This is a genomic window from Melaminivora sp. (assembly GCF_032059615.1).
In the GTDB taxonomy this organism is placed as follows: Bacteria; Pseudomonadota; Gammaproteobacteria; order Burkholderiales; family Burkholderiaceae_C; genus Melaminivora.
Map to the genome: position 1 here is coordinate 1 of NZ_DAMCAM010000081.1, position 10,563 is coordinate 10,563.

The 10,563-nt window shown below is 71.1% G+C and carries 12 protein-coding genes; 4 read left to right on the forward strand and 8 right to left on the reverse strand.

Going from position 1 to position 10,563, the window contains the following annotated elements:
* Nucleotides 1–522 (forward strand): TetR/AcrR family transcriptional regulator (locus RT051_RS13525; RefSeq protein WP_313077480.1); only part of this gene is annotated, 522 nt, incomplete at its 5' end.
* A 125-nt stretch (nucleotides 523–647) separates the two neighbouring features.
* On the opposite strand, the gene RT051_RS13530 is transcribed toward RT051_RS13525, so the two are convergent.
* From RT051_RS13530 to RT051_RS13545, 4 genes are all read right to left on the reverse strand, one after another.
* Complete coding sequence (locus tag RT051_RS13530) at nucleotides 648–1,280, reverse strand: glutathione S-transferase (RefSeq protein ID WP_313077481.1); 633 nt, start codon at nucleotides 1,278–1,280, stop codon at nucleotides 648–650.
* A 44-nt stretch (nucleotides 1,281–1,324) separates the two neighbouring features.
* Nucleotides 1,325–2,206, reverse strand: a complete 882-nt coding sequence (gene yghU, locus RT051_RS13535; protein ID WP_313077482.1) for a glutathione-dependent disulfide-bond oxidoreductase — start codon at nucleotides 2,204–2,206, stop codon at nucleotides 1,325–1,327.
* 112 nt (nucleotides 2,207–2,318) lie between these two features.
* Nucleotides 2,319–2,756 carry a Cu(I)-responsive transcriptional regulator gene (gene cueR, locus RT051_RS13540; RefSeq protein ID WP_313077483.1) on the reverse strand — a complete coding sequence of 146 codons (438 nt, stop codon included), beginning with the start codon at nucleotides 2,754–2,756 and terminating at the stop codon, nucleotides 2,319–2,321.
* A 2-nt stretch (nucleotides 2,757–2,758) separates the two neighbouring features.
* Nucleotides 2,759–2,956, reverse strand: coding sequence for a heavy-metal-associated domain-containing protein (locus RT051_RS13545; protein ID WP_313077484.1), 198 nt, complete (start codon nucleotides 2,954–2,956; stop codon nucleotides 2,759–2,761).
* Nucleotides 2,957–3,103: 147 nt separating this feature from the next.
* Here RT051_RS13545 and RT051_RS13550 point away from each other — a divergent pair, with 147 nt between their 5' ends.
* Entirely contained in the window at nucleotides 3,104–5,329 is a 2,226-nt protein-coding gene (locus RT051_RS13550; protein ID WP_313077485.1) for a heavy metal translocating P-type ATPase, read from the forward strand.
* Between the two features lie 113 nt (nucleotides 5,330–5,442).
* The gene (locus RT051_RS13555) at nucleotides 5,443–7,095 is read left to right on the forward strand and encodes a methyl-accepting chemotaxis protein (RefSeq protein WP_313077486.1); all 1,653 of its coding nucleotides are present in this window, start codon (nucleotides 5,443–5,445) and stop codon (nucleotides 7,093–7,095) included.
* Here the strand turns inward: RT051_RS13555 and RT051_RS13560 are convergent.
* The 4 genes from RT051_RS13560 to RT051_RS13575 all read right to left on the reverse strand — a co-directional run bounded on the left by RT051_RS13560 (nucleotide 7,092) and on the right by RT051_RS13575 (nucleotide 10,052).
* The gene (locus RT051_RS13560; protein WP_313077487.1) at nucleotides 7,092–8,213 is read right to left on the reverse strand and encodes an alkene reductase; all 1,122 of its coding nucleotides are present in this window, start codon (nucleotides 8,211–8,213) and stop codon (nucleotides 7,092–7,094) included. The genes RT051_RS13555 and RT051_RS13560 overlap by 4 nt on opposite strands.
* Nucleotides 8,214–8,398: 185 nt before the next feature.
* Nucleotides 8,399–9,007 (reverse strand): glutathione transferase GstA, encoded by a 609-nt coding sequence (gene gstA, locus RT051_RS13565; RefSeq protein ID WP_313077488.1) that lies wholly within the window; start codon nucleotides 9,005–9,007, stop codon nucleotides 8,399–8,401.
* Nucleotides 9,008–9,160: 153 nt separating this feature from the next.
* Entirely contained in the window at nucleotides 9,161–9,433 is a 273-nt protein-coding gene (locus RT051_RS13570; RefSeq protein WP_313077489.1) for a YkgJ family cysteine cluster protein, read from the reverse strand.
* 25 nt (nucleotides 9,434–9,458) lie between these two features.
* Nucleotides 9,459–10,052 carry an NAD(P)H-dependent oxidoreductase gene (locus RT051_RS13575; RefSeq protein WP_313077490.1) on the reverse strand — a complete coding sequence of 198 codons (594 nt, stop codon included), beginning with the start codon at nucleotides 10,050–10,052 and terminating at the stop codon, nucleotides 9,459–9,461.
* A 224-nt stretch (nucleotides 10,053–10,276) separates the two neighbouring features.
* Here RT051_RS13575 and RT051_RS13580 point away from each other — a divergent pair.
* A partial coding sequence (locus RT051_RS13580; protein ID WP_313077491.1) for an FAD-dependent oxidoreductase occupies nucleotides 10,277–10,563 on the forward strand: 287 nt, incomplete at its 3' end.

The window sequence follows — 10,563 nt, forward strand, 5'->3', positions numbered from 1 at the left end:
AGCAAGCCGACGCTGTACTACTACGTCAAGAACAAGGACGAGATCCTGCTGGCCTGCGTGAAGAAGGGGCTGGACATGACGCTGGAAGGCATCGAGGCCTCGCGCGCGGCCGGCGGCAACGCGGTGGACCAGCTGCGCGCCTGCATGCAGGTCTATGCCGGCATCGTCATGCAGCCCTTCGGCATGTGCCTGATCCGCGTGGGCGACGAGGAGGTGCCCGAGCCTGCGCGCACCGAGCTGCGCCGGCTCAAGTCCGAGATCGACCTGGCGTTTCGCCGCTTGGTGGCGCAGGGCGTGGAGGAGGGCCTGCTGCACCCGTGCGACCCGAAGATGACGGCCTTCGTCATTGCCGGAGCATTGAGCTGGATTGGGCGCTGGTACCAGCCGCAGGGCAGCTACGCGCCTGAAGACGTGGCCCGGCAGTGCATCGAAACGCTGCTGCGCGGGGTGCTGGTGCCAGAGTCGACGAAGGATGCGGGAAAGCCAGCGAAAACTGCAGAAAAAGGAGCTGAGAAACGTTGAAGAACCAGGGGCCGCGTCCCCAGAGGGCAAGGAGCAAGCCCACCGGCGCTGGCTTCATCAGACTCCTTTTTCAATAGCTAACTCTCGTTGTGCCGCAAGGGTTACCGGCGTTTTTAATCAAAAAATCACAGTGCCATGGCAGGCCGCTCGCCCATCCGCGCGCGCCAGCGCAGCAGGTGCGCGTGCCGCTCCTGGGGCTTTTTCTTGACGATGCGGGCAAAGTCCACCGCCACCACGGCCGTGATGTCGGCGACGCTGAAGCGCCCGCCGGCGACGAAGTCGCGCCCTTCCAGTCGTGCATCGAGCAGGTCGAAAAAGTGCTCGATGCGCGCCAGGCCGCGCTCGGCCAGTTGCGGGATCTGCTCGTAGTTCATGGCCCCCGGCAGGGCCCGGCCGGCCATGGCGGGCGCGCTGTTGCGCAGCGCCTCGGCGATGGCCAGCAGGCCGTCGAACTCGGCGCGCCAGTTCCAGCTGGCGATGTCGGCCTTTTCCGCGGGCGTGCCGCCCAGCAGCGGCGGCTCGGGGTAGCGCGCCTCCAGATACGCGGCGATGGCGGCGTTGTCGGCCAGCAGCAGGCCGTCCTCGGTGCGCAGCGCCGGCACGGTGCACTGCGGGTTGACCTGGCGGTAGGCCGCGCCCAGCTGCTCGCCGCTTCTCAGGTCCACCTGCACGGTCTCGTGGGGAACACCTTTTTCCGCCAGGAAGATGCGCGCGCGGCGCGGGCTGGGAGCGGTGGCGCAGTCGTACAGGGTCAGCATGGTTTGGGTCTCCTCGGGTCTGGTCGTTGCAGGGCGCGGGCCGCTCAGGCGCCGGGCTGCAGCTTGTCCTGCGTGCGCGTGTCGAAGTCGCTGGCGTCATGGCGTTCGTGCAGCTGGCTGTCCGGCGCGCCGAAGGTGCGGTTGACACGGCGCCCGCGCTGCACCGCCGGGCGCCGGGCGATCTGCTCGGCCCAGCGCAGCACATGGGTGTATTCCTGCACCTGCAGGAACTCGCCCGCCTCGTACAGCTGGCCCTTGGCGAGCAGCCCGTACCAGGGCCACACGGCCATGTCGGCCACGGTGTAGTCGCTGCCGGCCAGGTATTCGCTCTCGGCCAGGCGCCGGTCGAGCACGTCCATCTGGCGCTTGGCCTCCATGGCGTAGCGGTCGATGGCGTATTCGATCTTGACGGGCGCGTAGGCATAGAAATGCCCGAAGCCGCCGCCCAGGAAGGGCGCGCTGCCCATCTGCCAGAACAGCCAGGACAGGCACTCGGCGCGCCGGGCCGGCTCGGTGGGCAAAAAGGCGCCGAATTTCTCCGCCAGATGGACCAGGATGGCGCCGGACTCGAATACGCGGATGGGCGCGTCCGGGTCGCTGCGGTCGAGCAGGGCGGGGATCTTGGAGTTGGGATTGACGCCGACGAAGCCGCTGCCGAACTGATCGCCCTCGTGGATGCGGATCAGCCAGGCGTCGTACTCGGCGCCGCTGTGGCCCGCGGCCAGCAGCTCTTCAAGCATCACGGTGACCTTGACGCCGTTGGGCGTGCCCAGCGAGTACAGCTGCAGCGGATGGCGGCCCACGGGTAGCTCGCGCTCGTGCGTGGGGCCGGCAATGGGCCGGTTGATGCTGGCGAAGCGCCCGCCGCTGTCCTTGTTCCAGTGCCAGACGGCGGGCGGGGTGTAGGGGGTGGTGGGGTCGGTCATGCGCAAACTCCGAAAAGAACGCCAGGGATGACCGTCTTGTACCCCAGGCCGGCTGCCGCTGCTGCCAGTGCGGCGACAGCAAGGTCGCGGCCGAGCGGCCCTGGCCGCGTGCCTACTCGGCTGCCAGGTCGTCCAGGATCGGGCACTCGGGCCGCTCGTCCCCGTGGCAGCAGCCCACCAGCTGCTGCAGGCTGCGCTGCATGGCCTGCAGGGCGGCGATGCGCTCGTGCAGGCTGGCGATGTGCTTTTGCGCGATCTGCTTGACCTGGCTGCTCGCACGCGCCTTGTCCTGCCACAGGCCGAGCAGGGCGCCAATCTCCTCGATGGAAAAGCCCAGGTCGCGCGCGCGGCGGATGAAGCGCAGGGTGTGCACGTCGGCCTGGCCATATTGGCGATAGCCGCTGCCCGTGCGCGCCACGGGCGCTAGCAGGCCCAGGCTCTCGTAGTGCCGCACCATGCGCGCGGAGACGCCGGCGCGCTCGGCGGCCACGCCGATGGGCACGGGCCAGTGGGTGGCCACCGTGCCCGCGGCAGCCAGTGGGCGGGCCATGCTCAGGCCGCGACCTCGTAGCCCTCTTCGCGAATGGCGTGGGCCAGGGCGTCGCGCGATTTCTCGCTCTCCACGCTGACCTGGCCACTGGCCAGGTCCACGCGCACGATGGCGTCGGTGTCCACTTCGCGCACGGCGTGCACCACGGCGCGCTCGCAGTGGCCGCAGGTCATTCCCTTGACGGTGAATTGGTGTTGCATGGCAGGTTTCCTTTCGGGTGATGGGGAGGACCGGCCTGACGCAAGCCGGATGCACGGATCATGAAGCCTGACATGGTGGCAAAGTCAAGCGGCCGCGCCGGTGCCCGGGCTTGACCCTGCCACGCTGTCAAGGTTTAAGGTGTGGCCATGACCACTGCCGCCCCCGCCCCTTCCGCTGCCGCCACGCTCGACCTGGGCGTGGGCGGCATGACCTGCGCCAGCTGCGTGGCGCGGGTAGAACGCGCGCTGCGCAAGGTGCCCGGCGTGCAGGAGGCCAGCGTGAACCTGGCGACCGAGTCCGTGCACATCCGCTACGACGCGCAGGGCGCCCCCGATCTGCCGGCGCTGGCGCGCCGCGCCATCCGCAATGCCGGCTACGAGCCGCGCAGCCTGGAGCAGGCGCAGGCTGAGCGTGCCGACGATGCGCCCTGGGCCGGCTTTGCCCCGGTGGCGCTGGGCCTGCTGCTGTCGGCGCCGCTGGTGCTACCCATGTTCGGCGACCTGCTGGGCCGGCACTGGATGCTGCCGCCCTGGGCGCAGTTCCTGCTGGCCACGCCGGTGCAGTTCCTGCTGGGGGCGCGCTTCTACCGCGCCGGCTGGCATGCGGCCCGCGCGCTGACCGGCAACATGGACCTGCTGGTGGCCCTGGGCACCAGCGCGGGCTACGGCCTGTCGCTGTGGCTGTGGGCGACGGCGCCCCAGGGCGAGGTGCCGCACCTGTACTTCGAGGCCTCGGCCGTGGTCATCACCCTGGTGCTGCTGGGCAAATGGCTCGAAGCGCGCGCCAAGCGCCAGACCACGGCGGCCATCCGCGCCCTGCACGCGCTGCGCCCCGACGTGGCGCACCTGCTGGGCCGGGACGGCGAGGTGGACGTGCCGATAGCCGAGATCATGGCCGGCGACCGCTTGGTGGTGCGCCCGGGCGAGCGCATCCCGCTGGACGGCACGGTGCTGGAGGGCCACACCCAGGTGGACGAGTCCATGCTGACCGGCGAGCCCCTGCCCGTGGCGCGCGGCGCTGGCGACCCGCTCACCGGCGGCTCCATCAACGGCGAAGGGCGCGTCGTCATGCAGGTCACGGCGGTGGGCGCCGAAACGGTGCTCTCGCGCATCATCCGCCTGGTCGAGGACGCGCAGGCCGCCAAGGCGCCCATCCAGCGGCTGGTGGACCAAGTGGCGGCAGTCTTCGTGCCGGTGGTGCTGGTCATCGCCGTGCTGACGCTGGCCGGCTGGATGCTGGCCGGGGTCGGCGCCGAGAGCGCGCTGATCCACGCCGTGGCGGTGCTGGTCATTGCCTGCCCCTGCGCCCTGGGCCTGGCGACGCCCGCGGCCATCATGGCCGGCACCGGCGTGGCCGCGCAGCACGGCGTGCTGATCAAGGACGCCGAGGCGCTGGAGACGGCGCATCGCGTGGACACGGTGGCCTTCGACAAGACCGGCACGCTGACCGTGGGCCGGCCGGTGCTGACGGCGTTTCACGTGGAACAGGGCGGCGACGAAACCGCGCTGCTGGCCGCGGTGGCCGGCGTGCAAAGCGGCAGCGAACACCCGCTGGCGCGCGCCGTGCTGCAGGCGGCGCAGGAGCGCGGCTTGGCCGTGCCCGAGGCGAGCGGCGTGCGCGCCGTGCCGGGCCGGGGCACCGAGGGCCGGGTGCAGGGCCGGCAGTGGCTGATCGGCAGCCTGCGCTGGCTGCAGGAGCTGCAGGCACCGCTGGGCGCGCTGCAGGCGCGTGCCGAGGAACTGCAACAAGGCGGCGCCACCGTCTCGGTACTGGCCGAGCAGCAGGACGGCAACCCGCCCGTGGCGCGCGCCCTGCTGGCCTTTGGTGACGAGCCCAAGCCCGGCGCGCGCGCGGCCCTGGCGCGCCTGAAAGAGCGCGGCGTGCGCTGCGTGATGATCTCGGGCGACAACCGCGGCGCGGCCGAGGCCATGGCGCGTCGCCTGGGGCTGGACCCCGCAGCGGGCGAAGTCATGGCCGAGGTGCTGCCAGGCGGCAAGGCCGACGCGGTGCGCCAGCTGCAGTCGGGCGGGCACGTGGTGGCCATGGTGGGCGATGGCGTGAACGACGCGCCGGCGCTGGCCGCCGCCGACGTCGGCCTGGCCATGGGCAACGGCACCGACGTGGCCATGCACGCCGCCGGCATCACGCTGATGCGCGGCGACCCCACCCTGGTGGCCGCGGCGCTGGACATCTCGCACCGCACCGTGATCAAGATCCGGCAGAACCTGTTCTGGGCCTTCATCTACAACGTGGCCGGCATCCCGCTGGCGGCGCTGGGTTACCTGAGTCCGGTGGTGGCCGGCGCCGCCATGGCCTTGAGCTCGGTTAGTGTGATGACGAATGCCCTGCTGCTCAAGCGCTGGCGCGGCTGAACCCGGGGGAACAGGACCGGGGGCTCTGGCAAACTGCAACGTTTTGTTGCGCATCAAAGCACTGTCACCCCGCTGCACGCATGCTGGGCCGTGACCGAGCAGGAGACCCGCCCATGAATTTTCTCGCACTGATGCGGATGTTCACCATCCGCACCCGCATGATCGGCGCCATCGCCGTGGTGATGGCGCTGCTGCTGCTGCTGGGGGGCGCCGGCATGCTGGGCATGCTGCGCATCCACGCCCAGAGCCAGGCCTTCATCGCCCAGCCGCACGCCTCGGTGGCGCTGCTGGGCCAGATGCGCGACCAGTTCGCGCGCATGCGCCAGGCCGAGAAGGACATGGTCATCCACTACGAGAGCCCGGCCGACGTGCGCGCCGCCCGCGCTCAGTGGGAGGGCGGCCTGGACGGCGCCATGAAGCTGGTGGCCGACTTCGGCCTGGTGCTGCCGCAGAAGGACCATGAGCTCATCATTGGGCTGGCCCAGGGCCTGCAGAGCTACCGCGAGGAGTTCGCCAAGGTGGCCCAGCAGCTGGAGGAGGGCGGTTTTGAGACCGCCACCCTCGCCAGCCGCGCCAGCGCCCCGGCGGCGGCGCAGTTCGACGTGGCCGGCGGCCACATGCAGGAACTGGACAAGCGCCTGGCCGCCGAGGTGCAAGAGGCCATCGCCGAGGAAGACCGCATCGCGCAGTGGACCAAGTGGCTGTTCGTGCTGGCCGTGCTGCTGTCGGCGGCGGTGGTGGTGCCGCTCACGCTGATGAACATGGCGGCCATCTGCCGGCCGCTGGTGGCGGCGCGCACGGTGGCCCAGGCCATCGCCCGGGGCGACCTGTCGCAGCACCTGGCGGCCGAGGGCCGCGACGAGGTGGCCGACCTGCAGCGCGCCCTGGTCGAAATGCAGCAGGGCCTGAGCGGCATGGTGGCGCAGGTGCGCGACGCCAGCAGCAGCATCGCCACCGCCAGCCAGCAGATCGCCATGGGCAACCAGGACCTGTCCGGGCGCACCGAGCAGACGGCCAGCAGCGCGCAGCAGGCCGTCGCCTCGCTGTCGGAGCTGACCGCCACGGTGCAGCAGACGGCCTCGTCCTCGCAGCTGGCCAACCAGCTCGTCACTTCGGCCTCGGGCAGTGCCTTGCGCGGCGGCGAGGTGGTGCAGCACGCGGTCAGCAGCATGCACGAGATCTCGGGCACCAGCCGCAAGATCGGCGACATCATCGGCCTGATCGACTCCATCGCCTTCCAGACCAACATCCTGGCGCTGAACGCGGCGGTGGAGGCCGCACGCGCCGGCGAGCAGGGCCGGGGCTTTGCCGTGGTGGCCGGCGAGGTGCGCAGCCTGGCGCAGCGCTCGGCCGCGGCGGCCAACGAGATCAAGCAGCTCATCGGCGCCAGCGTGGCCGCCGTGGATGGCGGCGTGCGCCAAGTGGAAGACGCGGGCCGCGCCATGCAGGACATCGTCTCGGGCGTGCAGCGCGTGACCGACATCATTGGCGAGATCAACGCCGCCGCCAGCGAGCAGGCCTCGGGCATCGGCCAGGTCAACGGCGCTGTGGCGCAGATCGACCGCATGACGCAGCAGAACGCCGCGCTGGTCGAGCAGTCGGCCGCGGCCTCGGAGTCGCTGCGCGAGCAGGCGGCCCGGCTGTCGCAGGTGGTGCAGCAGTTCCGCCTGGGGCAGGGCGCCGGCGCAGCGGCGGTGCCCCGGGCCCACGCGGCGCCGGCGGAGCCGCTGGCCGACGCGCCGGCCCGCCTGCGCCTGGTGGGCTAACCCGCGAGCGCCGGGTAGTCCGTATAGCCCCGCGCATCGCCGCCATAGAAGGTGGTGCGGTCCGGGGCATTGAGGGGCGCGCCAGTGCGCAGGCGCTCGACCAGGTCCGGGTTGGCGATGAAAGCACGGCCAAAGGCCACGGCGTCGGCGCGGCCGCTGGCCACGGCCTCGCGGGCCATGGCGCCGTCGTAGCCGTTGTTGACCAGCCAGGCGCCGCGCCCGCCTGCGGCGCGGTAGGCGGCCTGCAGCGCGGCGTAGTCGAAGGGCTGGCCCTCGACCTCGCGCGGCCCGCCGGTCGAGCCCTCGATCACGTGGATGTAAGCCAGGCCCAGGGGCGCGAGCTGGCGCACCAGGTAGTCATAGAGCGGCTGCGGATCGTCGTCCTGAATGTCGTTGGCCGGGGTCACCGGCGACAGGCGGATGCCCGTGCGCCCGCCACCCACGGCGTCGGCCACGGCGCGGGTCACCTCCAGCATCAGCCGGGCGCGGTTCTCGATGCTGCCGCCGTAGTCGTCGGTGCGCTGGTTGGCGCCGCTTTTCAGGAACTGTTCCAGCAGGTAGCCGTTGGCGCCGTGGATCTCCACGCCGTCGAAGCCCGCCGTCTGCACCGCGTTGCGTGCGGCGGCGGCAAAGGTGTGGACGATGCCGGGCAGCTCTTCGGCGGCCAGCGCGCGCGGCGCCGAGGTGGGCGCAAAGCCCGCGCTGCCGTCGCCGCGGTCGAGCAGATAGGTCTTGGTCCGGGCCGTCAGCGCTGAGGCCGACACTGGCGCGCCGCCGTCCGGCTGCAGGCTGTCGTGCGAGATGCGCCCCACGTGCCACAGCTGGCACACGATGGTGCCGCCCGCCGCGTGCACGGCGTCGGTCACGCGCTTCCAGCCATCCAGCTGCTCGCTGCCGTACAGGCCCGGCACGTCGGCGTAGCCCTGGGCCTGGTGGCTGATGGCAGTGCCTTCCGAGATCAGCAGCCCGGCGCTGGCGCGCTGGCGGTAATAGGTGACGGCCAGCTCGCCAGGCACGGCGCCGGGCGAGCGGTTGCGCGTGAGCGGCGCCATGACGACGCGGTTGGCCAGGCGCAGCGCCCCGGCTTCTAACGGATCAAACAGGGTAGTGGTGGTCATGCGGATTTCCGGGGGCGGGGCCAGGCCGCAGCCGCCCGGGCTGCCCTGCCGTGCCCGCCCCTGCAGGAGCGGCCTCAGCCGCGAAAAAACAGGCAAAAACTGCGTTCAACCCTTGCCTGTCAACGGTTCTCAGCTATCAAAAAAATAAACGCCCAGCCTGGGGCAGGCCGGGTCGTTCCTGCCGCTTACTTGAGCAGCCCCTCGGCCTTCATGGCCGCCTGCACGGCCGGGCGCGCGGCCACGCGCTCGCGCCAGGCGGCCAGGTGCTGGAACTGCGAGATGTCCAGGCCCACGTGCTGCGGCCAGTTGGTCACGGTGAACAGGTAGGCATCGGCCACGCTGAAGTGCTCGCCCGTCAGGTACTGCTTGCCGGCCAGCTCGCCGTCGATCCACTTCAGGCGCGACAGCAGCTGCTCGCGCGCGATCGGCTTGTACTCCTCGGGCGTGTTCGGCTTGAACAGCGGCGAGAAGCCCTTGTGGATCTCGGTGCCGATGAAGTTCAGCCACTCCTGCAGGCGGTAGCGCGCCAGCGTGCCATGGGCTGGCGCCAGGTTCTTCTGCGGCGCCTGGTCGGCCAGGTACTGCACGATGGCCGGGCCTTCGCGCAGGCGCGTGCCGTCGTCCAGCTCCAGCACCGGCACGTAGCCCAGCGGGTTGATGGTGTAGAAGTCCGTGCCGTCCTGCAGCTTGTGGCTCTTGGTGCTGGCCAGCACCGGGGTGTAGGCCAGGCCCGCCTCGTGCAGCACGATGTGCGGGGACAGCGAGCAGGCGCCGGGGGAGTAGTACAGCTTCATGCGGATCGTCCTTTCAAGGGGTTTTCAATGTCGGGCCCGCCGTACGGCCGGGCAGCAGGCGGCGGGCCCGGGCGAGCGGGCAGGGCCGGCCGCCCGAAAAGACCGGCCGGTCGCCTCCTGCAGCCGCATGCTATGCGCAAGCGGGGCGCCCTGTCATGCAGGGGCTTTGGCGGGCGGCAGGGTGGCACGCTCCAGCCAGGCGATACGCTGCAGGGCCTCGGCGCGGCTGTCGCCGCACAGTGCCGGGGCGGGCTGCAGGGACTGGCAGACCGCCGGCCGCGAGAGCTGGCCGAACAGTCTGCACCGACCCTGGGCGTCGAGCTGCATGCAGGGCACGCCTGCGGGCTTGCCGCCCTCCATGCCCGGGATGGGCGAGCTGATCGACGGCGCGATGCAGCACGCGGCGCAGCCGGGGCGGCAGTTCATGCGGTGGGGCTTGCGCCCGGGGCGGTCACTGCGCGGGGCCGTGCAGGCGGGCGGTCGCCCACAGCACCTGCTCGACCACCGCGCGCACCTGGTCGCGCTGGGCCGGGTCCGCCAGCTGGCCCGCGTCATCGAAGGCACTGGCCGCGCGGGCCAGGGCGAACTGGCGCGGCGCCAGCCAGCAGCCCAGGTTGACCAGCAGCGGCATGAGCTGGTTGAGCGAGCGCAGGCCGCCCAGCGCGCCGTTGGAGGCGCTGAGCAGCCCCACCACCTTGCCGCCGAAGGGCCGGTTGCCGTCGGACCAGACCGGGTGCCCGGCCACGGGGCTGGAGGCCCAGTCCAGCGTGTTCTTCATCAGGCCGGTGTAGCTGCCGTTGTACTCGGGCGAGCAGATGATCCAGGCGGGATGCTCGTCCATGACCTGCTTCAGGCGCAGCACGTCGGCGGGGGTGCCGCGTGCCTCCAGGTCGGCCTGGTACATGGGGATGTCGTAGTCCGCCAGCTCCAGCACGGTGGCTTCGGCCCCGGCGCCCCGGGCCACTTGCGCGGCCACGCGGGCCAGACGGCGGTTGAAGGATTGCTCGCGGGTGCTGCCCGCGAAGATCAGGATGCGGTGGTTCATGAAGGGCGATTGAAGCACAGCACGCCTCTGCAGGAACGCGGCGTGTTCCACGTGAAACATGCGCGCTTTGTCCGTGCAAAAGGTTGGGGTAGGGCGGCCGCCAGTCTGCAAAGGTCCGTACTCCCGTGGGGCCGGGCCGCGCCCCTGGCCTGGACAGGAGGCAAAGGTGGGAAAATCGCGGGTTTTCCCGGCATTTGCCGCCCGTTTGTTCTTTGCCCTCTGCCATGCTCTATCCCCAGGAATTTGACGTCATCGTCGTCGGCGGCGGCCACGCCGGCACCGAGGCGGCCCTTGCCAGCGCGCGCATGGGCTGCGCCACGCTGCTGCTCACGCACAACATCGAGACGCTGGGGCAGATGAGCTGCAACCCGAGCATCGGCGGCATCGGCAAGGGGCACCTGGTCAAGGAGGTGGACGCGCTGGGCGGCGCCATGGCGCTGGCGACGGACGAGGCGGGCATCCAGTTCCGCACGCTCAACAGCTCCAAGGGCCCGGCCGTGCGCGCCACGCG

Excerpts from the sequence above, each read along its gene's own strand:
- RT051_RS13530 (WP_313077481.1), bottom strand. The coding sequence starts at position 1,280 with ATGCTGACCCTGTACGACTGCGCCACCGCTCCCAGCCCGCGCCGCGCG.
- yghU (WP_313077482.1), bottom strand. The coding sequence starts at position 2,206 with ATGACCGACCCCACCACCCCCTACACCCCGCCCGCCGTCTGGCACTGG.
- cueR (WP_313077483.1), bottom strand. The coding sequence starts at position 2,756 with ATGGCCCGCCCACTGGCTGCCGCGGGCACGGTGGCCACCCACTGGCCC.
- RT051_RS13545 (WP_313077484.1), bottom strand. The coding sequence starts at position 2,956 with ATGCAACACCAATTCACCGTCAAGGGAATGACCTGCGGCCACTGCGAG.
- RT051_RS13550 (WP_313077485.1), top strand. The coding sequence starts at position 3,104 with ATGACCACTGCCGCCCCCGCCCCTTCCGCTGCCGCCACGCTCGACCTG.
- RT051_RS13555 (WP_313077486.1), top strand. The coding sequence starts at position 5,443 with ATGAATTTTCTCGCACTGATGCGGATGTTCACCATCCGCACCCGCATG.
- RT051_RS13560 (WP_313077487.1), bottom strand. The coding sequence starts at position 8,213 with ATGACCACCACTACCCTGTTTGATCCGTTAGAAGCCGGGGCGCTGCGC.
- gstA (WP_313077488.1), bottom strand. The coding sequence starts at position 9,007 with ATGAAGCTGTACTACTCCCCCGGCGCCTGCTCGCTGTCCCCGCACATC.
- RT051_RS13570 (WP_313077489.1), bottom strand. The coding sequence starts at position 9,433 with ATGAACTGCCGCCCCGGCTGCGCCGCGTGCTGCATCGCGCCGTCGATC.
- RT051_RS13575 (WP_313077490.1), bottom strand. The coding sequence starts at position 10,052 with ATGAACCACCGCATCCTGATCTTCGCGGGCAGCACCCGCGAGCAATCC.